Consider the following 25,593-nt stretch of genomic DNA (forward strand, 5'->3'; position numbering starts at 1 on the left):
CCCGATGCTGCCTGCCAAAGACGCCGGCGCCGGCTACGGCCGGATGTCGACAGCCGCTCCGCCGGCGCCGCGCGCCGTGAAATTGCGGTCCAGCACGCCGGCGAGCGCTTTCCACCGGCCGGGATGGCTGCCGTCCGTCAGCGACGGAACGAAGCCGAGACCCAAGTACGCCTTTATTGCGGGAATGCGAAAATCATCCGTGTGCAGCACCGCGCGCGTTCTCCCCTCGCGAATCATCTGCAGCAGCGCCGCGTGGCTGATCGCGTACCCCAGCTTCTTCCCGGCGTGCTCGGGGACGAGCCCGACCATGTGGAGATATCCGGTATTCTCGCTCCATTGCGGACGATACCAGGCGGAAGCCGTGGCGATCGGCTCCCCGGCCGCATCGGTGACGAACCAGACCCGCTCCGGCTTGTACGCCTCGTCGGCGGCCATCTCCCGCTCGAACGAATGCTCGCCGCCGAACGATGCAGCAACGATGCGCTCCCACGCCGTTTCGTCCCCCGAGCGGAAGCTGCGAATGCCGTAGCCTTCGAGCAGCTTCCGCTCGGGGAGTTCTCCAAGGTTGTCGTTAATCATTAGCAATTGCACCTGCTGCTGCTGCTCTTGCTGCTCTTGCTGCTCTTGCTGCTGTTCTTTCATATGCCAATGCTCCTCTCGATTCCATAGCGTTCGATTACAGCTTGATGATTTGCTCGGCGTACGAGCCGTTCTTGCGGAAATCCGGCATCTCCATGACGCGCCCGCCGTTCATGACGGACAGCTCGGAGAGCATCGCGACGGCCGTCCATTCGCAAGCGTCGTAGACGTCGATCGGCGATGGGCGCAGTCCCTTGAGCGCCGACACGAAATCCTCCACGATGAAATAGTCGCCGCCCCAATGGCCCGCGGCCTTCTGCTCCGCCGTTACCTGCTTGTAGCGTTCGGGCAAGTACGATTCATAGTCGCTGAGCGGCCGCCACTGCGCGTGATCCTCCGGGTCGCCCATGCCGTCCAGCCAAATTTTATGCGTATCGCCGAGTCCGCGAGGCGCCTCGTAGCTGCCCTTCGTACCTTGCAGCGTATAGTAATTCAAGTTGTGCGGCCGCCTGGAAATGCAATCGATCCGCAGCTTGATCAGTTTGCCGCTCTCCATCTGGCACATCGTGATCGAGGTATCCTCCTGGCGGAACCGCTTGTCCGTATGCCAGCCCGTGCCGTAGCACGACACCGTGCGAATCCGATCCCCTTGAAACCATTGCATCACCGGCCCCAGGCTGTGCGTGGGATAGAACGCGCCGCGCTTGCCAAGCTGCCAATACTTGCGCCACGTCGGATTCGACGCCTCTCCCGATGCGTGACGGTTAAGCCGGAAGGCCAGGCTGCGGACATCGTGCAAATATTCGCCTTCGCCGAAATAGACGTCCCCGAAGAGACCCTGCTTCACCATATTGAGAATCAGCTGGTTTTGCGGGATGTAGCAGTAATTCTCGGCCATCATGTAGACCTTGCCGCTCGATTCCACCGTTTCCTTCAGCCACCACAGCTCGTCCAGCGTTACCCCTGCGGTCACCTCGCTGAGCACATGCTTGCCCGCCTGGAGCGCGGCAATCGCCTGCGGCACGTGAAGCTGCATCGGCGTCGAGATAACGACGGCATCGATGTCCGAGTCAAGCATATCTTCAAACACGCGGTACGTATGCGGGATACCGTTGGCGGCCGCCGCTTCCTTCACGTACGCTTCGTCGATATCGCATAGCGCGGCGACCTCGACGTCTGCCATGCATCGGAAGCCCTGCAGCGTACTGAGTCCCCGTGCGCCGACGATACCTATTCTAATCGTCATTCGTGATCATCCCTCCATCGCTTTGGTTACTCACTTAATTTGACGAACCCGATGTCGAATCCTCTCCGCGAACGCCGCCCGCCGATAAATATTGCAGCGCTTTCATCATGCATTCCAGGACGCCTAATACAAGAGGCCGCACCGATTAGGGCAAATAACCGGAGCGGCCCTATGAACTGCGTATATCCGAACGAGATCGGTTCATGAATTTTCTCTAGGTCAACGGCTTGTTCCTCCGGAATTACGGAGAACCGCCTTCATATTCGAACGTCTTCCGGACATGACGCAGCGCTTGCCTGCCGGATTATTGCGCAGCGTCCTGCAGCGTGACGAACGTGACGGAGTCCGCGGGACAGTAGACCTGGAACCGGTATTTGCCGTCCTCCAGCGTACCCAGGTCGCGCCGTTCGCAAGGCAGCAGCTCCATTCGTTCTTCGTCCCACATGCGCTGCTCGTCGATGCGATAGACAAGCAGTCGTTTGCGCCCCGGCGTCAAGCTGTCGATATGGACGGTAGCCACCCGATCCGAGGATGCCGATACATTGTAATTAACCAGCATGACCGACAGCTTATCTTCGCCCGTTACCGCGCATACTCTGATGTCGGGATCGTCGGCGCCCGCCTTGACCAGCGTCTCGCCCATCCGGACGTACATGCGGTACACGAAGTACTGCGGCCTGATCTCTTCGGCAACGCCGAATAATCCGAACCGGTGCGGAATTTCGTTCCAATGCACGGTCATGATGCTCGGATCCTTGTAGAAGGATTCGAACTGTTCCGGGAAGACGGCCTGATCCCACACATGATAGTAGAACGACCAATCGAGTCCCGCTTCCGTCATGGCGAGCAGCGCGGCTGCGGTCGCCGCCGCCCGGCGCGGCATCATCGCCAATTCTTCGATGGAGACGGGATCGAAGCTCTTGCTCCATTCGGTCACCAGCATTTCCGGCCGCGTGCCGCCGAATTGGGCCAGCCGCTCCTTGGCGCGGAGAACCAACTCCTTGTGCCGATCCGGGTCGTCATGGTACAAGTGCCACGATACGAAGTCGAGCCGCGTGCCGGTACGATGGCAGAGATCGATAAAGTCGAAGAGGAGCGGATCCTCGAAGCTGGCGATCGCCGGCCCGCCGATCCGTGCTTCCGGAAACGCGCGCAGTATCGGTTCCTTCGTGAAATTGTAATATTCGAGGTAATCCTCCGCTTCCTTGATGAGATACGGGCAGCCTCCCCATTCGCCGATATCCGTTTCATTGCCGATCTCCCAGTAGGTCACGATCTTCCGCTCCACGGAATATCTGCGAACGAGCTCGTAGATGACGGTTTGCCATTCTTCCACGCTAGCCGGACGCCAGATCGCCTGATCGATGACGGGATACAGAACCGGAGGCTTGAACGTAATGCAGCCCACGACGTCGGCCCCGGTGCGATGCAGCGCGTCCATGTACGGGTCGAGCTTGCTCCAGTCGAACACGCCGTGATCCGGATAGAAATCGAAAAATTCCTGAATGAACGTCCGCAGCAGCCGCGGCTTCAACAGCCGCGCGCCTTGCACGACCTTCTCCGGCAGCGGCGAATTGTTAATGCCGCCGTGGCCGATCGAATGCCGCCACCATTCATGCGCCCCTTGCGGCTCGTTCGCATCGATATGAACCTTCGTATTCGGCAGAGACAAATAGTGCTGATACATACTATCCCTCCTCGATTTTGGACACGCTTTCACGTGACAAGTCTGCTCTCCTGCGGGAATACGCGCCGATCCGAATTAAAGCGTGCTGCGCCAGCTTTCGGCATGAACGGGATCCTGGCCCGGGATATCGCCGCGCAGCGAGCCCGAGAAATTGGCGATGATCCTCGTTCCGTCCGCGAAGGCGGTTTCCTGTACGTTGCCGTCCTCCGACAGCATCTTGAAATGGACCATTTCCTGCTTGCCGATCCGGCGGTGCAGCTGCGCGACGGGCAACGCTTCCCGCAGGGCGAATTGGACTTCGGGGTCTTCGAAGCGGTAGCGGTAAGCGAACGTTTCGCTCCCTTTCCCCGTCCACATATATTGCGCCCCGAACGGGAACACGTCCGGCGGCGTGCCCATCAGCGCATCCATGCTCGCTTGAATCCGCGGACGGCCGCCTCCGTATTCGTACATGTTGCTGCCGTTCAACCGCCCGAAATACGGATTGTTGTAGCTGTGCATTTCCCACCAGGAGTGAATCATGCTGTCATGATACACGAGCGACGTGAGCGGAACGGGCCAGAATGGCCATCGGTTGAACATCGGCAACGCCTTCACCGAGCCCAGGTCGTATTCCGCCGCGTACGCGTCGTTGAAGCCCTCGGAGCTGACGGCGCGGCTGCCGTTCTGACCGGCGACGAGCAGCTTCTTGATCCATTCCCGGTCCTCGGTTCTGGAGAGGGGACGGCCCGGATGCGCCGGATGATCGGTGGCATGGCACTCGTTATTGGCGGCGCAGGCAATGACGTCGAAATGATCCCACGTCATATCGGCGAACTCGCCGGCATTCGCATTGCGTTGGAACTGCTCCATGAACGTCGTGCAGCACCAGTACCAGCGTTGGTCGTCGATGCCCCAATGCGGGATCCGGCTGCCTGCCGCGTCCTTCCGGTAAATCCGGTTGACATACGCCGACTTGTCGTCCAGCGCTTCGTTGATCCAGCTCCAGGGGGCCAGATCGTAGCCAAGCCGCTTGATCTGCGCCACCGTCTCGCGGCTCAGGTGAATCGGCGGCAGACCGCCCATGCGGATGTCGTTGTTGTAGGTGTTGAACCGCGCCGGGTAGATCAGCGCGCGGTCGAAGCCGAATCGGCGCAGCTTCTCGCATTCCTTGGCGTAATCGAGGTCGTCCTGGCAATAGCCGATGAAGCACATCAGGCTGCCGAAGAGGCGCTCGAGCCCGGGACGCTCCGCGATTTTCTCCTCCCAGCCCTTGAACCGTCCCTGCTCGACGATCTTGCTCCGGTAGGTCTTCGCGATCGCAACGATATCCGGCGCTGTGACATAGAGGCGGGCGACGCGATCGTACCGGATCGTGCCGAGCGAGGCCGTCTGCATGTAAGCGGCGCCGAACTTGCCGTTCCCCCGCTTCACGACCCGAAGCTCCAGGTCATCCTGCGTCTCGGCCGTGACGAGCAGTCCGCCGGTCGACGACATATAGCCGACGATCGGCATGGAATAGCCGCCGTGCCTGCTCTCGCCGAGCCGCCAATCGAACGGCTCGCCCTTGCCCTTCCAGAGCATGCCCTGCATGATCGGCAGCACGATCTCCAGCGATTCGCCGGCCGGCGCGAAGGAGCCAGGAAGCGAGACGGCGGCGGCCGCTTTCAAGCCTTCCGCCAGCAGCCGGACTTCCACGAACCGTTCGCGCATGTCGAACCGGAGCCGCACGTCCTCTTCGCCGGCACGATACGCGACGGTCAAGGACGACTCGCCGCTTGCGGACGCGCCGACCGGCGTCAGCCGTTGCAATGGCGGTTGCCCGCTTGCGCCCGCCGCCGCTCCGGCCGGCGCGGCCGTCTCGTAGACGAGGCTGTCGCCGTCAAGCTCCCAGCGCGTGCCGCGCGCGAGATCCGTCAATGCGAGCAGGCTGCCGTCTTCCTCGCAATGCAGCATCGCTGCCGCGTTTCGTACGCTAAGCATCGTTCTCCTCCTCTGCTTGGGCATGCACGATCATCGCCTTCACGGGTCGAAACCGGTTAGCGGCGATATCGTTAACGGCTGCCGCCGCTTCGTCGAACGACAGCGTGTGCGAGACGATGTCCTTGACGTTGACTTTACCCGCCCGCACGAGCTCGATCCCCTTCTGCCACAGCAGCGGAGCGGAGATGCAGGTGACGATCGTCAAGTCTTTGCCGACTACCCGGTCGGAATGTATGGAAGGCCGATCGGAGCCGTTCAGCCCGTACAGTACGATCGTCCCGCCCTTGGCGACGTACGCCATGCAGTCTTGAACGCCCTGCACGCTGCCCGAAGCCTCGATCGCGACGTCGAAAGCCTCGTCCTTCAGCGCCTCCGCGAGCGACTCGGCCTGCAAGTTGATCGTACGGTCGGCGCCGAGCCGTCTGCCCGCGGCAAGCCGTTCCTCTTCCATGCCGACGAGCACGACGCGCAGCGCTCCGTACGCTCTAGCCAGCTGCATGAATAACAGGCCGGCCGGACCCGGGCCGAAGACGATGACGCTGCCGCCCGCAATAGCGGCAGCCGCGCGCTCGACCGCTCCGAGCGTGCAGTTGAGCGGCTCCATCATGGCGCCCTCCGCGAAGCTCATCGTGTCCGGCAGCCGGTACAGATTCGCCGGCTTCACCGCCACGTATTGGCCGTAGCCGCCTGAGCCGTAAGTCGTCCCCAGCTCGCCGCCCGACTCGCATAGATACTTCTTCCCGCGCTGGCAATGGCTGCAGCTGCCACAGGCGACGACGGGATCGACGACGACCCGCTCCCCGACGCTCCATCCCTTCGCTTTGCTGCCGACCGCAGCAATGACGCCGGACATTTCGTGTCCGAGCACCCAAGGCGGCTTCGCAAAGTCCAGCGTTCCCCGAATCATATGAATATCCGTCATGCAGACGCCTTCCGCGCGGATCTCCACCAGCGCCTCGTCGTCTTCCATCGCGGGCAGCGGCCAATCGGCGGCCTGCCGTACCCGTCCGTCCTCGTGCCAGACTATCGCTCGCATCCGGCTTCCCCTCCTCTGTTCCAATGATCCGTCGCATCGCGCAGCGCCTGCGCGGCCGTCTTCTCCAGCCTTAAGCAGGCCAGCATTTCCGCCGTCAATACCGGGGCGAAGCTCAGATCGGCATCGGGGAACGCACCGCTATGCTTGACCTGTTCGGCATAGACGGCTGCCTGATCGGCCCCGTCGTAGAACGGCTCGCCATGCCGCACCGGCAGCATGCCGATCGCGCGGATATGCCGCTCCAGGAAAGCCGGCCGGAGCAGCGCGTTCATCGCTTCGCCCGCTGCCCCGATACGGCCGCTGTCACCGCTGTGGCCGTTGTCATCGATGCCACCGGCGGACCTGCTGCCTTCGATGCCGGCTGCGGCATCAAGGCCGTCAAGGCCGGCCGTATCGTCAATGCCGCAGCGGCCACCGCCCGCAAGCACGCCGTAGAAGCCGTACGAAGAGAACGACAGCGGCTCTCCGCCTGCCGGACAGGGCATCATGGCCGCCCGCAGCGCTGTTTCCGGATGCTCGTTCCGCTGCTGCAGCAGCCACTCCGAAGGGCCGACCGTCATGGCGACCCGGCCTTCCATAAGCCATGCCTTGATTTGGGCGCTCGGCGTCTCCCGCGGAACGTTGGCCAGCCCCCGCTCGACCATGCCGTGCAAGAAATCGAGCCCCTTGACCGGCCAATCGCGATCGAAGCGCAGCCGTCCATCGGCATCCAGCCAATCGAAGCGCCGGCCGCCGAACAAATACACGTAGCCATGATCGATGAAATGACCGTCAGAATCATCCGGTATCCCGTACGACACGACATCCGGGAACCGCTGCTTGAGCTTGCGCGCGCAAGCCTGCAGCTCCTCCCATGTCCTGGGCGGACGAGGAATCCCCGCGCGCGCAAACAGCGCGGCATTGTACAGGAAGCACCACACCGCCCCGTAGACGGGGATCCCATACTGCCTTTCCTTCCAGCTCCCCATGCGATAGACAGCATCGGGATACTCGCGTCTCCATGATTCGGTCAAGGACGGCAGCCGTTCCGAGAGATCGACGAGCTTGCCGGCCGCCGCCAAGGCCGGCAGCCAGCCGCCGGGTATGTAGACGACATGGGCCGCGCCGTCGCCGGCAATCCGCATCACGGCCGAGCTCCAGCTCTCCCAGGCCGGAGCGCCATAGATGACCCGTATTCCTTGTTCCCGCTCCAGCTTCCCGAAGCATGCGGCGAACAGCCGCTCCTCCGCGCCCGGCGGCCCGTGCGGAGGTTTATGGACATGCACGTTCATCGCGCCAGGCCCAGAATTTCCGGCGTATTGCGATGAATGATCGATTCGATCGTCTCCTCGGGAACGCGCGGCAGCCGGCTGCCCTCGGTTAGCTCGTTGACGGCGCGGAAGGAATCGATCGTCTGCCGCGTCGTGAAGAAGCTGTAATCCGAGCCGAACAGCACTTTATGGGGGACGCCGTATTCCACGACGTTCATCATGGCATTGTAGAACTGCCAAGGCCGGCTGCCGAGCGCCGACATATCGGCATAGACGTTCGGATTCTTGCGGATCAGGGATACGCATTCGCCATGCCATGGATGTCCCAGGTGGGCGATGATCATTTTCAATTGCGGAAACGTCCTTGCGATCGGATCCAGCATCGCGGGCCTGGAGGCATCCAGAAACCCTTGCGAGACGAACGAGGTGCCCTGATGCCACAGAATCGGAATGCCCAGTTCGTCCGCTTTGGCGTACAACGGATAATACCGCTTGTCGTCCGGATAGAAGTTCTGATAGATCGGCGCCAGCTTCAGCCCCGACATGCCCAGCTCCTTCACCGCGAATTCCAGCTGCCCGGCCGCGTCCGCGTCATGCGGATTGACGCTGGCGAAGCCGTAGAGCCTGCCCGGATGCTGCCGCACATAACGAGCCACGTACTCGTTCGGCACGACGACGCCCGTCGCCGGACAATTGAACGCCAGGACGATCGCGCCGTCGAACGACTCGACCGTCTCCCAATGCTGCTCGGGCGTGGCGATCAGCTCGTATTGCTCGCCCCATGCCCGCTTGGCGTCGGCCAGGAAGCTCCCGCCCACATGCCCGGGTCCGAATACATGCGTATGACAATCGAAGATCACGTCAATCGCTCCTTCGCTTATGGATGGGATACCGCCGACTGCCCGCTCAGGCCGGAGAAGCCAAGCTGCCTCGAGAGCGCTTCGGCAGCCTGCTTGACCTTCCTGCCCGTCAACGGAATCAGGTCATGCAGCAAATCGGATTGCAGCGCGGTAATGCTGACCGCGGCGACGACCTCGCCTTCATGGTTGAAGACCGGGGCGCCGATGCAGCGGACGCCGAGCTCGCCTTCCTCGTCTTCGATGGAATAGCCGGTTTCGCGGATGGAAGCGAGCGCCTTCTTGAACATGTCGGGCGACGTGATCGTATTGGGCGTGTATTTCCCCATTCCCCGCTCGGCCAGTATGTCGTTCAGCTTCTGCTCCGGCAAGTAGGCGGCCATCGCTTTGCCAAGGCTGCTGATATGGAGGTCGGAGCGCATCCCCTCGAAGGTCGAAAATTTAATGAACGATTTCAATTCCACTTTATCGACGAACATGATCTGGCCGTCTACGAGAATGCCGAGATGCGCGGTGAAGCCGGTCTCCTTCGCCAACGTTTCCAGGAGCGGGCGCGCCGTCTTCTTCAGCTCGATTTTCGTCATATAGCGCATGCCGAGATTGTACAGCTTGACGCCGAGCGAATAGCGCCCGGCCGCATTCTTGTGCACCATATCGTACATTTCCAGCACGTTCAGGATCATGAACGCGCTCGTCTTGGGCAGCTCCAGCCGGACATGAATTTCGGTTACGGTCATATCCGTCTCGGCTTCCGCAAGCAGCTCCAGAATGGCCATTGCTTTATCCAACGCGGGAACACTGTATTTTTTCATCATTCTGCAGCTCCATTAATCAAGATCGGTAATAAGGGCATGTTCTACGGTATATCTGGCGACTACGTCATGGTTCAGTTCCAGGCCGATGCCGGGCTTGTTCGGCACGACCAAGGTTCCGTCCGGCTCGAGACGAAGCGGCTCGCATACCAGTTCCCGGCTCAGCGGCGTGTCGTTAGTGCAGAATTCCTGGAAATACGGATGCTTCTGGTACGCGTTCAAGTGCAGCGATGCGGCCGTCAGCACATCGGAGGTCCAGGCGTGCGGAATGAGCATCTTGCCCGACTGCTCCACCAGATCGACGAGCCGCCGCGCCTCGGTCAGCCCGCCCATGCGCGAAATATCCGGCTGGATGACGTCGACCCCGCCCTCCCTGATCAGCTGCTCGTATTCGTACATGCCGCCGAGCTGCTCGCCGCAGGCGATGCGGACGTCGACCGAATCGGCCAGCTTCCTGTAGCCGCTCAGGTTGTCGGAATGAAGCGGCTCCTCGACGAAGAAGACGCCATAGCGCTCGAGCTCCTTCACGAGCTGGATAACGAGCTTCACGTCGGCGGACCACATCCCGTCGACCATGATCTCCATCTCGCTTCCGGCCGCTTCGCGGGCGGCCGCCACGAGCTCGACGACCTTGCGCGGTTCTCGCGCGACGACGCCCCAGCCGAACTTCATCGCCCTGAAGCCCATGCCGCGATACTTCTGCACCGCGTCCTTCATTTCGGCCGGCGTGCCGCGAAACAGCGTGCTGGCGTAAGCCGTAAGCCGTTCGTGACTGCGGCCGCCGAGCATGACGCTGACCGGATTGCCCGTCGCCTTGCCGATAATGTCCCAGATCGCGATGTCGATCGCGCTCATCGCATGTATGGCGGCGCCTCTGCGGCCTTGATAGAACGCCGATTGGTACATCGCCCGCCATATTTTCTCGTACTCGAACGGGTTCTGGCCGAGCACCGCGTATTTCAGGCCTTCCGAGAACTTCGCAATGTAGCGGGGCGCGTCGATGAACGCCTTCATGACATGCGGGTGCGAATCGCAGTCGGCGATGCCCGTAATGCCTTCATCGGTGTGAAGCTGCACGATCAGGGCGTACTTGGGACCGCGGGAATCGCCGTTGCCCGCATCGATGCCGTAATCGTACGGACTTTCCAGAATCGAGAGCTCAATGCCTGTAATTTTCATGCGTGCGCCACCTTTTCGGATCAGATCGGATCGAAATCGTTTTGCGTCGTCTTATAGATGAACCGGCTCTCGCCGCTTCCGACCGGAAGCAGCCTTCGCGACAGTCCGCGGTACCAGGCCTCCACCTTCGTGAAGCCTTCCGCATATTTGCAGCCGGCCTGATAGCCCCTGAACTTCCCGACCGTCTCGACGACGTCGTGCAGATCGACGTCCAGCAGATCGCGGAAAATCCGGGTTTGGCTGGCATGCCGCGCAAGCGCCTCTTGCTTGAGCGCGATCGTCTCGGTAATATCGACGAATTCCGTCGGCTGGAACGCGATACCGCCCAAATTATCCATGAAGTAAACGGTCACCTGGCGGTCCGTCGCCGGATGCGCCGTCTTGACGCTGCCTACGCCGGCCAGCGTAACCGCGTCCCACACCAGCTCGTGCGTATACCGATGGTCCGGATGATAATCGTTCGGGCCATGGGTAATGACCAGATCGGGGTTGACGCTTCGAATCGCGTCGACGAAACGAAGCCGCGCCGGCAGGTCGTTGATCAGCATTTCATCCTCGTAGCCCAGCCAGATCGGCTTGGCCCCGATAACCGCGCACGATGCCCGGAACTCCGCTTCGCGCACGCGCGCCAGCTCCTCCGGCTCCACGTCGAAATTGCCCTTGTCCCCGTTCGTCGATACGGCCATGAACACTTCGCGGCCTTGCCGGGCATACATGGCCAGCGTGCCGCCGCATTGCAGCTCGATGTCGTCCGGATGGGCGCCGATTGCCAATACTCGCATGATCCACTCTCCGTTCCAGCAGGTTATAATACGCCGTATTTGTCGTACACTTCGCGCAGCAGCTTGCCCTCGAGCAATTCCCGGCGCGTATGGTTCTCGCTCTCGGCCTTCTCCAGCGACTGCTCTACCGTCGTCTCGAACACTGCCTTCGGAATGACGACGACGCCGTCCATATCCGCGAAGATGACGTCGCCGGGCTTCACGATCACGCCGCCTGCATCGACCGGGCAGTCATAGTCGATGACGATTCCCCTGCCCTTCGAATCCACCGGCTTGAAGCCTGTCGAGAAGACGGGGAAGCCAAGCTCCAGGATCTTCCTCGTATCCCGAACGAAACCGTCGATGACCGCCCCGTTCGCGCCGCGCATCATCGAGGCCGTCGACAGCAGCTCGCCCCATAGTCCGTTCCGCTTCGAATGGTTCGTGGCGCCGATGACGACTTCGCCCGGCCGAATGCTGTCGATCGCTTCGATTTCTTTGTCGTAGCAATTGTCATGCGTGTAGAAGGTGTCGACGGCATGAATCGTCTTCGCCCGGCCGACCAGGATGTCGCCGGTTCTGAGGGGCCGAATGTTCTCGGCCATGGCTTGGTAGCGATAGCCGAGCTCGTCGAGCGTATCGCAGATCACGCCGGTGTAGAGGTTGTTTCTCATCAGTTCGAACAGCTGCGCATCCTGCATGTGAGCTTCCTCCTCGAATTAGGTGATTGGTGCTGCTATCCCGCTATGGAGCCGATCGGCAAGCGCTTTCGCGAAAGGCGCTGCAGTCGGGGATAACATCAGACATTCGGAAGTCTCCGCGTAACCTCTCAGTTGTTTCCAATTTCAATATATTTGCCACATTCCTCAAAGTCAACCATTAATTCACTATATAAAACCGCGTTCAATAAAATGAGCATCTCGCGCCTGAAAGTAATCCATTCGCAATAAGCGTGAAAACGCAAGCTATTGCATAAAGCCTATAAGGGCAGATATTTCGTCAGAAACCGTGAAATATCGACTCATCTACGCGAATATTAAGATCGAAATAAGAGTAACAATGAAACGCTGCGATCACTAGGGCCATCGATTTTCCTACGAGTCGCAGTCCAAAAATCATGTTGACAGTTACTACCATCGTCCATTAAATTCTTTATGTAGAACGTCGTTCATAAAATTTCATTGAGGGGGATACCTATGGGAAGGAAAGCAATGCTCGCCACGATGCTGCTGACATCTTCCGTCCTGATCAGCGCCTGTTCAGGCAACAGCAGCAACGGCGGCAATACCGCCGCCAACAGCCCGTCCGCTTCGCCGAGCGACAGCTCTTCATCCGGCAATTCGTCGCCGGATGGATCGTCGTCGTCGGGATCCGGTCTTCCGCTGTACACGATTAAGGTTTTCGCCGACCCCAATTTTGCTACGTACGGCATCACCAAGAGCGATCAGACCGTAATCGGCAAGGTCATCAAGGATAAATTCAACATCGTCTTCGAGTACATTACCTCCTCCAACACGGCGAAAGATCAACTCAATCTCATGCTCGCCGGCGGAGACTACCCCGAGCTCATGCGGATCGAAGATCAAGACCTCCTCGCGAAATACATCGACGCCAAGGCGCTGGTCCCGCTCGACCCTTACGTCGAGAGCTCGCCGAACTTCCAGAAGCTGTTCAAGGACGCCATCCCCTATTGGAAATTCGAATCGGGCGACGGCAAAATTTACAACTACAGCATGAACCTCCCCCAAGACATGATCGGCTTCCCCGAGCATAACGACATCTACGTCCGCACCGACCTCCTCGAGCAGCAAGGCTATCCGAAACTTCTCAGCACCGATGATTACCTCGCATTCTTCAAGAAAGCCAAGGAATTGAACCCGACTACGAACGGCCAGAAAACGATGGGCATGGTAGCGCCGTTCGCCGAGCCGTGGGGCATGGCGGGCATCGCGCCGGTTATGTACGAGAAAGGCGGCAAGTACGTTCAGATCGCCAACAATGCCGTCATCTGGTCGCCGACGCAGGATAAGTTCGTCGATATGCTGAAGGACGATTACGCCGTCGGGTCGTTCAAATTCCTGAACAAGATGTACGTTGGCGGCCTGCTCGATCCGGACAGCTTCACCGACAAGTCCGACCAGGTCAATCAGAAGCTGGCTACGGGCGTGCCGATGGCATCCTGGTATATCAGCAATTGGCAGGCCAACGCCGGACAGATCGCGGCCGGGCATCCGGAGCTGCAGTACGTCGTACTGCCGATCCAATTGCCTGCGCAGATCGCGAGCGGCGAGAAGCGCCTCAAGATGACGCAGGCGACGCGCCCGTTCGACATGGTGGTCATTACGAAGAACGCCAAGGATCCGAAGCGCTTGTTCGACCTGATCGAGTGGGCCTCGTCGGACGAAGGCCAGATGCTCCTGCAATCCGGGATCGAAGGCGTGCACTACACGATCGAGAACGGCAAGCGAGTACCGACGGACGAGTACTTGAAGAACCATAACGATCCCGCCTGGAGTTACAAACAAGGCTTCGGCGCCGGCGCTCCGCTTCCGAACGCCTTGATCGCCGCGCCGGACGGCGAGCCGTACGCGCTCGGCAACACCACGGCCGTCAAGGAATCGGGGATGGACGCGCGCATCAAGGATACTTACAAGAAGCTCGGCTGGACGGATTCCGAGCAATGGTGGCGCGACAACTCCGTGGAAGCGGTCGTCGGCACGGCGCAAAGCATCTTCATGGACCCGAACTCGGAGGAAGGCCGTCTGGAGCAGCGCCTCGTCGACGTCCGGGTGCGGAATACGCCGAAGCTGATCATGGCCAAGAACGACGCCGAGTTCGACAAAATCTATCAGGACGTGCTGAAGGAATACGACGCGCTCAACCCGCAATCCATCGTCGATCTGTACAACGAGCGTTACAAAGCCGCGAAAGCCCAGCTGGAAGCCGCCCAGTAAGCTGCCCGCTCATTCAGCCGAATCAAGCAAGAGCAAGCGCATGCCGAGATCCTGCGTCCCGGTATGCGCTCGCTTGACAGAAGGAAGGAGACGAACGAATGGCCATCGCAGAGACTGCCAAGATCAACAGCTCGCCCGACATCCCTCGAACCCGTAAATTCTTGAACAAGCTGTACCGCCAGCGCTACTTGTTCATGATGCTGGCGCCGGCCATGCTGCTGGTGTTCACCTTCAGCTATTTGACGCTCGGCGGCTGGATCATCGCTTTCAAACATTACAAAATCGGACAGAGCATGTGGAGCGCGGACTGGGCCGGCTGGTACCACTTCAAATCCTTTCTGCTCGAAAGCCCGGACTTCCTGCGTCTGCTCGAGAACACCCTCTCGATGAATATTATGATGCTGGTCGTCAATCTGGCGGCGGCGATGATCTTCGCCATCTTGTTGAACGAGGTGAAGTCCCGAAGGTTCGCCCGAATCGTGCAAACGCTGTCATTTTTCCCTTTCTTCATCTCCTGGGTCATCGTGTACTCCATTATGAGCGCGCTAATGGCCGTTTCGAGCGGCGCGATCAACGTGTCGCTGATGAAGTGGGGCATTCTCGAGCAAGGGGTTAACGTGCTCGGCGATCCCAAATTCTCCTGGGGGCTCGTGGTGGCCCTAAGCCTGTGGAAGTCGATCGGGTATAACGGCGTCATCTTCATCGCGGCGATCGCCTCGATTTCTTCGGAGCAGTACGAAGCCGCCGACATCGACGGGGCCAGCCGGCTGCAGAAGATCATGTTCATCACGCTGCCGAACCTCCTTCCCACGCTGATCGTGCTGCTGATCATGAATAGCGGATGGATTCTGAACTCCAACTTCGATATGTACTATCTGTTCTCCAACGCGACCAATTACGAGCGCATGGAAGTGCTGGATATCTACATTTACAACTACGGCATCAAACTGACCAACTATTCCTACGCGACCGCCGTCGGCATCATGAAGTCCGCCGTCAGCATCGCGCTGCTTCTCTTCGTCAACGCCATGGCCAAACGAATCAACGACAAGTCGATCATGTAAGGGGGAGGATCCATGAGGAAAAGCAGCGCAAGCGGCATTGTATTCAATTGTGTCAACGTCATCATCATGCTTGCCATCGTTGTCGCGACCGTCTATCCCTTTTTGTATATTCTGAGCTATTCCTTCAGCACGGCGAGTCGGATGACGGGCGGCTTGATGCTCTTCCCCGAAGGCTTCAATCTGGATTCCTACCGGATCGCCCTGGGCAACCCCGCCATCGTGAGAAGCGCCGTCGTATCCGCGGAACGAACGATTCTCGGACCGCTCGTCATGATCTTCATCACGTCCATGGCCGCCTACTGCATCACGCGGGACGAAATGATCGGCGTCCGGTACGTGCGCCGATTTTTCGTTTTCACCATGTATTTCTCCAGCGGCCTCATCCCGTCTTACATGCTGGTCAAGAACCTGGGCATGATCGGATCGTTCTGGGTGTACATCATCCCTTCCGCGGTTAACGTCTTCAGCATGATTCTGATCAAGACGTATATCGAATCGGTGCCGAAAAGCATGGAGGAAGCCGCGATCGTCGATGGCGCGAACGATTTCAAGCTGTACTGGCAGGTCATCTTCCCGGTCTGCACGCCCGTCATCGCCGCGGTCGTCCTCTTCAGCGCGGTCGAGCAGTGGAACTCCTTCGTCGACACGCAGATTTACAATACGATGTATCCGAAGCTGTACACGCTCCAATATGTGCTCTATCAGACGCTGTCGGGGGCTTCCTCCCTGAGCCAGGTCAAATCGCAGGCGATTACGGGCACGCAGTCGTTCGTCTCGCCGCAGACGCTGAAGATGGCGATTACGATCATTACGGTCATTCCGATCATGTTCGTCTATCCGTTTCTGCAGAAGCATTTTACGAAAGGGCTGCTGATCGGCTCCGTCAAGGGCTGAACGCATGCCGTGCGCCGTATGCCGTATGCCTTCCGAGCCCCCGGTTCAACTGGGGGTTTTCGCATGCGCCGATGCGCCGAACCGCGTTTCGAATTCGACGAGCGCCGTTACGGCAATTACATGCCGCCATTCGCATTCCGGCCATCCCCGTTCCCGGCTCCGAGCCGTTCATCCGCGCTTCCTATTGCCCATCTCCCATCATCCCGATGCCGATCCGCACAAGAAGAAGAGCGCCCGATCGCATCGGGCGCTCTTCGCTTCTCATTCAGTCGGGTACGGCTTGCACGCCATTGGAAGCCGGCCTATGAGCTGACTGTTTCCGCTTTCAGAGGCACCCCGCTTCCCGTTTCTTCGGCCTGCCCCGTACGCTTGATGAAGAACGACAGCAGCAGACCGACGATGCCGATGCCGATGATGACCAGGTACGCATCGTTGATGCCTTGAATCGTCGCTTCCGTAATCATGTGCTTGTCGGTAAGATCGCCGCCCGCAGCCATCATGTCCTGCACATGCGTCTTCGTGCGGGTCGTCATTACCGTGACCAGCAGCGACGTGCCGATTGCGCCCGCCACCTGCTTGATCGTGTTGGAGATCGCCGTGCCGTGCTCGTTCAATCGGGACGGCAGCTGATTCAAGCCCGCCGTCGTAATCGGCATCAGGAACATCGCCATTCCGAATCGGCGTCCCGTGGACATCAGCACCAGATACGTGTAGCTGGTGGAATCGGTCAGGTTGACGAAGCCGATCGTCGTCGCGATCGTAATCGCCATGCCGATCACGGACAGCCATTTCGCGCCGAAGCGGTCGAACAGCTTACCGGTTATCGGCATCATGAAGCCCATGAGCAGCGCGCCCGGGAGCATCAGCAAGCCGGACTCGAGCGCGGTGTAGCCGCGCGCGTTCTGCAGATACAACGGCAGCAGCATCATATCCGCATACATGACCATCGTCACCGCAATATTAATAATCGTCGTCAATGAGAACATGTTATACTTGAACGCTCTGAGATCCAGCAGCGGGCTCGACGTGACGAGCTGCTTCCAGGTGAAGCCGATCAGGGCGATAACGCCGATGACGATGGATAGGATAACCTCGGCGCTCGACCAGCCTTCTTTGCCCGCGCTGCTGAAGCCGTACAGCACGGCGCCGAAGCCGACGGTCGAGAGCAGGACGCTCCACAGATCGATTCGCGGAAACTTGCGTTCCGCGACGTTCTTCAAATAAACGAAGGCCACCGCGATGACGATCACGGCAAGCGGAATCATGCCGTAGAACATCGTGCGCCAGGAGTAATGCTCCATCACGTAACCGGCAATCGTCGGGCCGACGGCCGGCGCGAAGATGATCGCGAAGCCGACCATGCCCATCGCCGCTCCGCGCTTGTCCGGAGGGAACACCGTCAATATAACCGTCATCAGCAGCGGCATAATAATGCCGGCGCCGGCGGCCTGAATCAGACGACCGACCAGCAGCGAGTCGAAATTCGGCGCGACCGCGGATAGTATGGTGCCTCCGAGAAAAATAAACATGGCCGTCTGGTACAGCTCGCGCGTCGTAAAGCGCTGCATGAGATAAGCGGTAATCGGGATCAGCACCCCGTTGACCAGCATGTAGCCGGTTGTCAGCCATTGCGCCGTCGAAGCCTGGATATTGAAGTCTACCATCAGCTCCGGCAGAGCGACGCTCATAATCGTCTGATTCAAGACGGCGATGAACGCCCCAAGAATCATGACGAACAGCAGCGGGCCTTTCTTGATGGCATTCAAGCCGCCGCCGATGCTTGCAGTTTTACTCATTCTGCTCAACCCTCTCGATAATCATTCTGAAACTAATTGACATGTTGTTGTATAATGAACCAATGTAAAGATTATATGCATAGCCTCTACCGTTCACAAGCAACAGTTTCTATCGAAACGTTAATTAGTTTACAGAATGCACGATTCTGTCGCGCAAAATAGAATTCTTTTACAAATCGCTTCTATTCGTCGCGAAGATCGACCTAGAAAGGAATGAGTCGTATGGCAGATAAATCCGGGCGGACCGATCCGCGGATCGTACGCACGCGCCAGTTGATCCGGGATGCGTTCATCGATTTGCTTCAGGAGGTCGACCTTGAGAAAATAACCGTCAATCGCATCGCCGAGCGCGCCACCATCAATCGCGTCACGTTCTATCTGCATTACCGGGACATTCCGGACATGCTGGAGAAGATGGCGGACGAGATGGCCGGCGAATTCCGCGGCATCATGCAGGGGATACCGGACCAATCGGCGCCGGACGCCGATTGGACGATCCTGGTGCGGATGATCGAGCATATCGCGGAGCATGCGAAATTCTACAAGGTGCTGCTCGCGACCAAGCGCGTCCCCGTCTTCACCGACCGCCTGCTCGGCCTGATGGTCGATGTGATCACGAGCCGAACCGAGAAGCGCAGCGCTTCTTCAGCGCTGGAGCCGGCCATTAAAGTCCCGACGGACATCGCGATCTGGTACGGCTCCTCCGCCTTCATCGGCACGATCGTCTGCTGGCTGCGCAACGACATGCCCTACACGCCGCTCTTCCTCGCCAAGCAGCTGTCGCTGCTGTTCCGGATGCAGCTGAAGGCCGCGGATTAATGCTGCGCCGACCGGCTGCAGCGATTCTTGGGGTCGGTTCTTGGGAGCGATTATTGGGAGCGATTATTGGGAGCGATGCTCGTGCAAGCAGTGCGGGCAGTGATAGCGGCGGATCGGTGGAAGCAGCGAATGAGCAGCCGATTCAAACATGCCAAAAAGAGCGGATGCCCGAATCGCTTACGAGCGAGACGGTCTCCGCCCTTCCTTGGCACTTGCAGCGCAAGCCCGATTCGCCATCGGGTTCGCCTTACTCGACCGATATATTCGCCGCCGGCGCGGTCGATTGACGAATCGTTAACTCCGGCCGCAGCACGATCCGCTTCTTCACCGAATCCGCCTCGTCCAGGTGGGCAATCAATAACCGGAACGCTTGCTTGCCCATATTGACGATCGGCTGCGCAACCGTCGTAAGCGGCGGATCGACGACCGCGGCCAGAATCGTGTCGTCGAACCCGACGATCGACAGCTCCTCCGGCACCTTGATGCCCAGCCGCCTCGCTTCCTGCATCGCCCCGATCGCGAGCACGTCGTTGCAGCAGAACAGCGCCGTCGGCCGGTGCGCGCGGCCAAGCAGCTCGCCGGCGCCGCGGCGGCCTTCCTCGATCAAGTAATTGCAAATCGCGATCTGGTCGTCATCGAACGGAATTTGCGCATCCTGCAAGCCTTGCTTGAAGCCGCGGATCCGTTCGCGGGCGCTGCTTACTTTCCATTGCTCGGACAGAATGGCGATCCTGCGATGCCCCAGCCCGGCCAGATGCCGGGCAGCCATCAAGCCGCCGACGTAATCGTCGGCGACGACCGTATCCACTTCCAGCGCCGAGGTTTCGCGGGCGATCATCACGACCGGGATCGTCCTTGCCTGCAGGCTTGTCAGTATATCCAGGTTGTCCAAGCCGGTCCCGATGAGGATGCCGTCGACGTTCTTCTGCTCCAGCAGGGCAATATACCGTTCCACCCGTTCGTCTTTGTTGTCCGTGCTGCACATGATGACGCTGTAGTTCAGCTGATGCGCTTCGTCCTCGATCGCCCGCGCGATTTCGGCGAAGAACGGGTTCGATATATCCGGGATGAGCAGTCCGAGCGTATACGTCTTCTTCCCCATCAGGGCGGACGCATTCACGTTCGGCTGGTAATTCATTTGTTCCATGATTTTGAAAATTTGATCGCGCCGTTTCTTGCTGACGTTCCCTTTGCCGTTGATCGCGTTGGAAACGGTTGCAATCGAAACGCCGGCTTCCCTCGCTACATCATAAATCGTCGCTTTCATGCCGAATCCCTCTTACTTAAGTAAGTTGGGGATAGATGGCCTATCCCCATGATTACTTTATTATGCGTGTTTCGACCGGCAGTTTCAACCGCAATCGCGTTGAAGGTTACGGCCTGCGACGACGGCGGACGCCATCACGTTCGCGGCTGGACGATCCATGCATGCTCGGGATCATTGTGGAATTTCCACGTCCGCTTCGGACCGGCCATCACGTTCAAATAATAGACGTCGTATCCGGGAGGCGCGGCTACCGGGTGGTAGCCGCGCGGAACGAGCACGGACTCGCCGTCCTTCACGATCAGCGTCTCGTCGAGCTCCCTGTCATCGGTATAGACGCGCTGAACGGCATAGCCTTGTCCGGGATCTACGCGGAAATAATACGTTTCTTCCAGCAGCGATTCTTCCGGCAGGGCGTCGCGGTCATGCTTGTGCGGCGGATAGCTCGACCAATGGCCGCTCGGCGTAAACACTTCGACGACGAGCAGGCTGTCGGCCGGCTGCTGCTCCGGCAGGATATTATGGACCAGACGCTCCATGCTGCCCGAGCCGCGCACCTCCGTCACGACCTGATCCGGCGCGATCAGGCGCGCCTCGTGACGGCCATGGCCCGGCGCGGAACAGACCGCGATCTCCGCGTCCGTCAGCGCCTCGATTGCATACGTTTGGTCATTCGGGACGTAGACCGAATACGGCGGGATTCTCTCGAAGATGCTCATCCGGCGGCCGATCCCGCGCCATGATTGTCCGGCGGCGCTCACGTTCGCCATGCCGCTGAGCAGCACGAGACATACTTCCTTGTCCGCCGTCGGTCTGCTGACGGACTGACCCTTCTGCAAGCGGAGCACTTCGAAACCGACGTACGTCCATCCGGCCGATTCGGGCGTAATGGATACGACCGAGCCGTCCGTGCCCGGCGTTTGCGCCGGCGAAACGATAAGTTTGGACATGTTCATATACCTCCATTACCCTTGTGCGGATTGAAGTAGCAGCTCGTCGAGCTCTTCCAGCTTGACCGAGCGGTTCAGCTTGCAGGACAGCTTGGCTGCCGCGGCGATGCGTTCTGCCTGCAATCCGTCCTCGCCCGTTACCGGCAGCGCCGTTCCGCGAACGAGACAGTCGATGAACTGCCTGGACTCGTCCGCATAGGCGCCCATATAACGCTCGAGGAAGAAATGCAGCGGCTTATCCGACACGATGCCTGCCGCCGTGCTGACGACCGCCGAATTCGGGTAATCGTTGGCAATCGCCACGCTGCCTCGGGAGCCGAACACCTCGACCCGCTGGTCGTAGCCGTATACGGCCTGCCGGCTGTTGTCGATGACGCCGAGCGCCCCGTTGGCGAACTTGAGCGTGACGATCGCGGTATCGATGTCGCCGCAGGCGGCGAACGCCGGATCGACCAGCACGCTGCCTTGGGCGAACACTTCCGTCACTTCGCTCCCGGCGACGAAGCGCGCCATGTCGAAGTCGTGAATCGCCATGTCGATGAACAGCCCGCCGGATACTTGAATATAGTCCTTGGACGGCGGATTCGGATCGCGAGACGTAATCTTGACGATGTGCACGTCGCCGATCGTGCCGGCTTCGACATGCTCGCGGACGCGCTTGAAGTTATGGTCGAAGCGCCGGTTGAAACCGATCTGCAGCTTGACCCCCGCCTGCGCGGCGGCTTCGATCGCTTCGGCCGTCTCCGCGACGGAGAGGCTGACCGGCTTCTCGCAGAAGATATGCTTGCCGGCCTTCGCCGCTTGCTTGATAAGCGGTACATGCGTATCCGTCGAGGAGCAGATGAAGAGCGCGTCGATCTCCGGGTGCTGAATCAATTCGTTCGCGTCCTTGGTCAGCAGGCCGATGCCTCTGGCCGCGGCCCAGGCTTCAAGCTCCGGTCCCGCGAACAGATCGCTGACCCCGACGACTTCGACCTCCGGGTGCCGAAGCAGGTTGTCGGCATGGATTTTACCGATTCGGCCGGCGCCGATGATGCCGATCTTTAGGTTGGACATCGAGTAAACCTCCTGTGTTTTCACGCTTGATGTTACCAGCGGGTCGTGACCATTTTCTTGCGCGTATAGAACTCGACGCCGTCGGTGCCGTTGGCATGCAAATCGCCATAGAACGATTTCTTCCACCCGGAGAACGGGAAGAAGGCCATCGGCGCCGGAACCCCGAGATTGATGCCGAGCATACCGGCGTCGATCGTTTCGCGGAATTGGCGCATCGACGCGCCGCTCCGGGTGAACAGGCAGGCGCCGTTGGCGAAATCGGAACGGTTGGCCAGCGCGATGGCGTCCTCCAGCGTATCGACCCGCACGATCGATAGAACCGGAGCGAAAATCTCGTCTTGCCATAGTTTCATGCCGGGCTGCACCTGGTCGAAGATCGTCGGCCCGACGAAATACCCCCGGCCGCTTGAAGCCTCATCCTGCCGTCCGTCGCGGACCAGCAGCGCGCCTTCCTCCTCGCCGCCGCCGATATAGCCCAGCGTCCGTTCTTTATGCGACTCGCGGATGACCGGGCCGAGGAACACCCCTTCCACCATTCCGTTGCCGACCGTGATCCGGTCCGCCGCTTCGGCAAGCTTGCCGACGAGCGCGTCCCCGATCTCCCCGACGGCCACGACGACGGAGCAGGCCATGCAGCGCTCGCCCGCGGAACCGAAGGCCGCGTTCACGATTTCCTTCACCGTCAGGTCGAGATCCGCGTCGGGCATGACGATCGAATGGTTCTTCGCGCCCGCAAGCGCCTGCACGCGCTTGCCATGGGCCGATGCCTGCTTGTGCACGTACTCCGCGACGGGCTGGGAGCCGACGAATGAAATCGCCTGGATGGACGGATGCTCCAGCATGCCGTTCACGACGTCATGCGCGCCGTGGACGATGTTGAAGACGCCCGCCGGCAGTCCGGCGTCATGCAGAAGCTCGGCCAGACGGTTAGCCAGCAGCGGCGTCCGTTCCGACGGCTTCAGGATAAACGTATTGCCGCAGGCGATCGCGAGCGGGAACATCCAGCACGGCACCATCATCGGGAAGTTGAACGGGGTGATTCCGGCCACAACGCCGATCGGATAGCGGTACATCCCCGATTCCAGATTCGTGGCGATATCGGGAAGCTGCTTGCCCATCATCAAATTCGGTGCGCCTGCGGCGAATTCCACGCATTCGATCCCCCGCTGCACCTCGCCGTACGCTTCGGCATAGCTCTTGCCGTTCTCCAGCGTGACCAGCCTCGCAAGGTCTTCCCAGTTATCGACCAGCAGCTGCTGATACTTGAACAGGATGCGGGCCCGGCGCGGCACGGGGGTTCGGCTCCAGGAAGCGAACGCTTCGGCCGCCGCGCGGACGGCGAGATCGAGGTCATCCTTGGTCGACAGCGGGACATCCGCCAGCACTTCTTCCGTCGCGGGATTGTAGACGGGAAGGGTCTGGCCGGCGTTCGATTCCGTCCATTGACCGCCAATAAAGTTCAATAAACCATGCGTCACTTGAAGCACCTCTTCTTAGGCGTATTTGCGAATCAGACGACAATCTCGCCGCGTTCGCAGCGGGCGATATAGTCGTGAACCTGCTCCGCTCCCGGCATCGCGTCGGAGCAGCTGTGGCTGGATATGACGATGCAGGCGGACGCGCTTCCGAACGACATGCTCTTCTCCAGGGTCCAGCCCTGCATCACGCCGTACAGGAAGCCCGACGCATAGGCGTCGCCGGCGCCGAACGTTTTGACGACCTTGGCCGGATACGATTGGGCGCGATGGCTTGCCCCGTCCTTCGTGTAGGCGATCGAGCCTTCCTGGCCGTGCTTGATAATGACGATTTGCGCGGAATGATTGAACCAACGCGTTGCGGTGCTCGTGTCGCCGTGCTCTTGTTCGAAGCATTCCATGCGGTCGAATTCCTCGCGCGTTCCGAGGAGGATGTCGCACTTCTCTGCGGCGAGATTATAGTAGACGGCCGTTTCCTCCTGCGACTTCCACGTGTACGGACGGTAGTCGAGGTCGAACGCGACGATCGTGCCGTGCTTCCTGGCATACTGCAGCGCCTGGAACACGGCCTCGCGCGAAGGGCTCTGGGCCAGCGCGGTGCCGGAAATGAGCAGCAGCTTCGTGTTCGCGATCAACGCTTCGCTCACTTCGCCCGGCGTAAGCAGCAGATCCGCCGCGTTGTCGCGGTACATCAAGATGCTGCAATCGGTCGGGCTCTTGATCTCGGTGAACGCCAGCCCGGTAACGGCGCCCGTATCGTCGGTTACGACATTGCCGGTGTCGATCCGGTTCTCTTCCAGGTAGCCGCGAATGAAGCGGCCCATTTGGTCGTCGGCGATTTTGCCGATAAAGGCGGTGTTCAGGCCGAACCGGGACATGCCGATGGCGATATTGGCCGGCGAGCCGCCGACGTATTTCGTGAACGTCTTCGTCTCTTCCATCGGCCGGTTAATCTCGTTGGCGTTCAAATCGATGCACAGACGGCCGATGGCGGTGAAGTCGAACGCCCGATTGTTCGGAAACCGCAGCTCGTTCATGAAGCGTCCCCCGCTTTCGCGGGAAGCAGCGATTCCAGATAAGCGATCGCCCGCGCGGCATACTCGAACGCCGGATATCGCGCCGGATCCTGCTCCCCCTCCAGCATCGCCCAGCCGTTGTAGCCGCGATCCAGCAGCTCCTCGACGATCGGCCGGAAATCAAGGTCTCCCGTCCCCGGCACCGTAAAGACGCCCTTGCGGATGCAAGTGATGAAATCGGCCTTCTCTGCCCGCGCTTCCGCGAGGATCGGGTTTCTGACGTCCTTCAAATGAACGTAGGCGATGCGGTCGTAATGCTTCCGCAGCAGCGCAAGCGGATCCGAGCCGCCGTAATACGCATGACCGGTATCGTACAGCAAGTAGACGAGGCCGGGATCGGTCAGCTCCATCAGCCGGTCGATCTCCTCGGGACGCTCGACGGCCGTGCCGCCGTGATGATGGTAAGTCAGCTTCAATCCATGCGCGCGCGCGATCGCGCCCGCCGCGTTCAAGCCTTCGGCAAGACTGAGCCAGCCCGCTTCGTCCAGCGGAATGACTTCCTTCTCGTTCGGCGTGCGGCGGGGATCGAAATGCAGCGAACCGCCCACCTCGCATGTGCTGATCACCGTGCTGCCCATTTCCTTCAAGAAGAGCACATGCTGCTCGTAAGCCGCGAGCTCCGCTTCCCGGTACGCAGCATCCGAGAAGAGCACCGATTTCCATTGGGATACGAGCGTCAAGCCGCGTCGATCCAGTTCTCGCTTCAGGATTGCCGTCTCCTTAGGGAATTTGCGTCCCATCTCCGTACCGGCCAAACCTAGCCGCTGCATGTCGTCCACGATCTGCTCGAACGGGGTATCGGCGCCATGCTCGTGGACATCCTCACCAACCCAGTTGATGGGATGCGCGCCGATATTGAACGGAAATCTATTCATA

The 25,593-nt window shown here is 59.9% G+C and carries 22 protein-coding genes; 4 read left to right on the forward strand and 18 right to left on the reverse strand.

Features of this window, described 5'->3' with window-relative positions:
* Positions 1 to 33: 33 nt before the first annotated feature.
* From GXP70_RS22345 to GXP70_RS22395, 11 genes are all read right to left on the reverse strand, one after another.
* On the reverse strand, positions 34 to 642 hold the full coding sequence (locus GXP70_RS22345; protein ID WP_162358878.1) for a GNAT family N-acetyltransferase: 609 nt from the start codon (positions 640 to 642) through the stop codon (positions 34 to 36).
* Positions 643 to 676: 34 nt separating this feature from the next.
* Positions 677 to 1,825 (reverse strand): Gfo/Idh/MocA family protein, encoded by a 1,149-nt coding sequence (locus GXP70_RS22350; RefSeq protein WP_162358879.1) that lies wholly within the window; start codon positions 1,823 to 1,825, stop codon positions 677 to 679.
* 304 nt (positions 1,826 to 2,129) lie between these two features.
* Entirely contained in the window at positions 2,130 to 3,512 is a 1,383-nt protein-coding gene (locus tag GXP70_RS22355) for a GH39 family glycosyl hydrolase (RefSeq protein WP_162358880.1), read from the reverse strand.
* A 75-nt stretch (positions 3,513 to 3,587) separates the two neighbouring features.
* Entirely contained in the window at positions 3,588 to 5,474 is a 1,887-nt protein-coding gene (locus GXP70_RS22360; RefSeq protein ID WP_162358881.1) for a glycoside hydrolase family protein, read from the reverse strand.
* On the reverse strand, positions 5,467 to 6,510 hold the full coding sequence (locus tag GXP70_RS22365; protein WP_162358882.1) for a zinc-dependent alcohol dehydrogenase: 1,044 nt from the start codon (positions 6,508 to 6,510) through the stop codon (positions 5,467 to 5,469). Before GXP70_RS22365 ends, GXP70_RS22360 begins: the two co-directional genes overlap by 8 nt.
* On the reverse strand, positions 6,498 to 7,775 hold the full coding sequence (locus GXP70_RS22370; RefSeq protein ID WP_162358883.1) for an ABC transporter substrate-binding protein: 1,278 nt from the start codon (positions 7,773 to 7,775) through the stop codon (positions 6,498 to 6,500). Before GXP70_RS22370 ends, GXP70_RS22365 begins: the two co-directional genes overlap by 13 nt.
* A gap of 2 nt (positions 7,776 to 7,777) precedes the next feature.
* Positions 7,778 to 8,620 (reverse strand): amidohydrolase family protein, encoded by an 843-nt coding sequence (locus tag GXP70_RS22375; protein WP_162358884.1) that lies wholly within the window; start codon positions 8,618 to 8,620, stop codon positions 7,778 to 7,780.
* A gap of 17 nt (positions 8,621 to 8,637) precedes the next feature.
* Positions 8,638 to 9,429: an IclR family transcriptional regulator gene (locus tag GXP70_RS22380; RefSeq protein WP_162358885.1), complete on the reverse strand. Its 792-nt coding sequence runs from the start codon at positions 9,427 to 9,429 to the stop codon at positions 8,638 to 8,640.
* 15 nt (positions 9,430 to 9,444) lie between these two features.
* Entirely contained in the window at positions 9,445 to 10,608 is a 1,164-nt protein-coding gene (locus tag GXP70_RS22385; RefSeq protein ID WP_162358886.1) for a mandelate racemase/muconate lactonizing enzyme family protein, read from the reverse strand.
* 20 nt (positions 10,609 to 10,628) lie between these two features.
* Positions 10,629 to 11,390 (reverse strand): PIG-L deacetylase family protein, encoded by a 762-nt coding sequence (locus GXP70_RS22390; RefSeq protein WP_162358887.1) that lies wholly within the window; start codon positions 11,388 to 11,390, stop codon positions 10,629 to 10,631.
* 23 nt (positions 11,391 to 11,413) lie between these two features.
* Positions 11,414 to 12,070 carry an RraA family protein gene (locus GXP70_RS22395; protein WP_162358888.1) on the reverse strand — a complete coding sequence of 219 codons (657 nt, stop codon included), beginning with the start codon at positions 12,068 to 12,070 and terminating at the stop codon, positions 11,414 to 11,416.
* Positions 12,071 to 12,565: 495 nt separating this feature from the next.
* Here GXP70_RS22395 and GXP70_RS22400 point away from each other — a divergent pair, with 495 nt between their 5' ends.
* The 3 genes from GXP70_RS22400 (at position 12,566) to GXP70_RS22410 (ending at position 16,281) form a co-directional block, all read left to right on the forward strand.
* Positions 12,566 to 14,323, forward strand: coding sequence for an extracellular solute-binding protein (locus tag GXP70_RS22400; RefSeq protein WP_162358889.1), 1,758 nt, complete (start codon positions 12,566 to 12,568; stop codon positions 14,321 to 14,323).
* A gap of 98 nt (positions 14,324 to 14,421) precedes the next feature.
* Positions 14,422 to 15,387: an ABC transporter permease gene (locus GXP70_RS22405; protein WP_162358890.1), complete on the forward strand. Its 966-nt coding sequence runs from the start codon at positions 14,422 to 14,424 to the stop codon at positions 15,385 to 15,387.
* Positions 15,388 to 15,399: 12 nt separating this feature from the next.
* Positions 15,400 to 16,281, forward strand: a complete 882-nt coding sequence (locus GXP70_RS22410; protein ID WP_162358891.1) for a carbohydrate ABC transporter permease — start codon at positions 15,400 to 15,402, stop codon at positions 16,279 to 16,281.
* A 302-nt stretch (positions 16,282 to 16,583) separates the two neighbouring features.
* Here the strand turns inward: GXP70_RS22410 and GXP70_RS22415 are convergent, their stop codons facing one another.
* Positions 16,584 to 18,077, reverse strand: a complete 1,494-nt coding sequence (locus tag GXP70_RS22415) for a DHA2 family efflux MFS transporter permease subunit (RefSeq protein ID WP_162358892.1) — start codon at positions 18,075 to 18,077, stop codon at positions 16,584 to 16,586.
* A 222-nt stretch (positions 18,078 to 18,299) separates the two neighbouring features.
* Between GXP70_RS22415 and GXP70_RS22420 the strand changes: the two genes are divergently transcribed.
* Complete coding sequence (locus tag GXP70_RS22420; protein ID WP_162358893.1) at positions 18,300 to 18,896, forward strand: TetR/AcrR family transcriptional regulator; 597 nt, start codon at positions 18,300 to 18,302, stop codon at positions 18,894 to 18,896.
* A gap of 247 nt (positions 18,897 to 19,143) precedes the next feature.
* Here GXP70_RS22420 and GXP70_RS22425 read toward each other — a convergent pair whose 3' ends face one another.
* The 6 genes from GXP70_RS22425 to iolE all read right to left on the reverse strand — a co-directional run bounded on the left by GXP70_RS22425 (position 19,144) and on the right by iolE (position 25,592).
* Positions 19,144 to 20,163: a LacI family DNA-binding transcriptional regulator gene (locus tag GXP70_RS22425; RefSeq protein WP_162358894.1), complete on the reverse strand. Its 1,020-nt coding sequence runs from the start codon at positions 20,161 to 20,163 to the stop codon at positions 19,144 to 19,146.
* 134 nt (positions 20,164 to 20,297) lie between these two features.
* Positions 20,298 to 21,110: a 5-deoxy-glucuronate isomerase gene (iolB, locus tag GXP70_RS22430; RefSeq protein ID WP_162358895.1), complete on the reverse strand. Its 813-nt coding sequence runs from the start codon at positions 21,108 to 21,110 to the stop codon at positions 20,298 to 20,300.
* A gap of 15 nt (positions 21,111 to 21,125) precedes the next feature.
* On the reverse strand, positions 21,126 to 22,166 hold the full coding sequence (gene iolG, locus GXP70_RS22435; protein WP_162358896.1) for an inositol 2-dehydrogenase: 1,041 nt from the start codon (positions 22,164 to 22,166) through the stop codon (positions 21,126 to 21,128).
* Positions 22,167 to 22,198: 32 nt separating this feature from the next.
* Positions 22,199 to 23,644 (reverse strand): CoA-acylating methylmalonate-semialdehyde dehydrogenase, encoded by a 1,446-nt coding sequence (locus tag GXP70_RS22440; RefSeq protein WP_162358897.1) that lies wholly within the window; start codon positions 23,642 to 23,644, stop codon positions 22,199 to 22,201.
* A 32-nt stretch (positions 23,645 to 23,676) separates the two neighbouring features.
* On the reverse strand, positions 23,677 to 24,678 hold the full coding sequence (gene iolC / locus GXP70_RS22445; RefSeq protein WP_162358898.1) for a 5-dehydro-2-deoxygluconokinase: 1,002 nt from the start codon (positions 24,676 to 24,678) through the stop codon (positions 23,677 to 23,679).
* Positions 24,675 to 25,592 (reverse strand): myo-inosose-2 dehydratase, encoded by a 918-nt coding sequence (iolE, locus tag GXP70_RS22450; RefSeq protein WP_162358899.1) that lies wholly within the window; start codon positions 25,590 to 25,592, stop codon positions 24,675 to 24,677. Before iolE ends, iolC begins: the two co-directional genes overlap by 4 nt.
* Between the last annotated feature and the right edge of the window lies 1 nt (position 25,593).

This window comes from Paenibacillus lycopersici (assembly GCF_010119935.1).
Classification (GTDB): Bacteria; Bacillota; Bacilli; order Paenibacillales; family Paenibacillaceae; genus Paenibacillus_Z; species Paenibacillus_Z lycopersici.

Coding starts and splice junctions, on each gene's coding strand:
- iolG (WP_162358896.1), bottom strand. CDS start 22,166: ATGTCCAACCTAAAGATCGGCATCATCGGCGCCGGCCGAATCGGTAAA.
- GXP70_RS22420 (WP_162358893.1), top strand. CDS start 18,300: ATGGCAGATAAATCCGGGCGGACCGATCCGCGGATCGTACGCACGCGC.
- iolE (WP_162358899.1), bottom strand. CDS start 25,592: ATGAATAGATTTCCGTTCAATATCGGCGCGCATCCCATCAACTGGGTT.
- GXP70_RS22410 (WP_162358891.1), top strand. CDS start 15,400: ATGAGGAAAAGCAGCGCAAGCGGCATTGTATTCAATTGTGTCAACGTC.
- GXP70_RS22425 (WP_162358894.1), bottom strand. CDS start 20,163: ATGAAAGCGACGATTTATGATGTAGCGAGGGAAGCCGGCGTTTCGATT.
- iolB (WP_162358895.1), bottom strand. CDS start 21,110: ATGTCCAAACTTATCGTTTCGCCGGCGCAAACGCCGGGCACGGACGGC.
- GXP70_RS22345 (WP_162358878.1), bottom strand. CDS start 642: ATGAAAGAACAGCAGCAAGAGCAGCAAGAGCAGCAAGAGCAGCAGCAG.
- GXP70_RS22400 (WP_162358889.1), top strand. CDS start 12,566: ATGGGAAGGAAAGCAATGCTCGCCACGATGCTGCTGACATCTTCCGTC.
- GXP70_RS22405 (WP_162358890.1), top strand. CDS start 14,422: ATGGCCATCGCAGAGACTGCCAAGATCAACAGCTCGCCCGACATCCCT.
- GXP70_RS22380 (WP_162358885.1), bottom strand. CDS start 9,429: ATGAAAAAATACAGTGTTCCCGCGTTGGATAAAGCAATGGCCATTCTG.
- GXP70_RS22415 (WP_162358892.1), bottom strand. CDS start 18,077: ATGAGTAAAACTGCAAGCATCGGCGGCGGCTTGAATGCCATCAAGAAA.
- GXP70_RS22390 (WP_162358887.1), bottom strand. CDS start 11,390: ATGCGAGTATTGGCAATCGGCGCCCATCCGGACGACATCGAGCTGCAA.
- GXP70_RS22385 (WP_162358886.1), bottom strand. CDS start 10,608: ATGAAAATTACAGGCATTGAGCTCTCGATTCTGGAAAGTCCGTACGAT.
- GXP70_RS22355 (WP_162358880.1), bottom strand. CDS start 3,512: ATGTATCAGCACTATTTGTCTCTGCCGAATACGAAGGTTCATATCGAT.
- GXP70_RS22360 (WP_162358881.1), bottom strand. CDS start 5,474: ATGCTTAGCGTACGAAACGCGGCAGCGATGCTGCATTGCGAGGAAGAC.
- GXP70_RS22395 (WP_162358888.1), bottom strand. CDS start 12,070: ATGCAGGATGCGCAGCTGTTCGAACTGATGAGAAACAACCTCTACACC.
- GXP70_RS22365 (WP_162358882.1), bottom strand. CDS start 6,510: ATGCGAGCGATAGTCTGGCACGAGGACGGACGGGTACGGCAGGCCGCC.
- iolC (WP_162358898.1), bottom strand. CDS start 24,678: ATGAACGAGCTGCGGTTTCCGAACAATCGGGCGTTCGACTTCACCGCC.
- GXP70_RS22350 (WP_162358879.1), bottom strand. CDS start 1,825: ATGACGATTAGAATAGGTATCGTCGGCGCACGGGGACTCAGTACGCTG.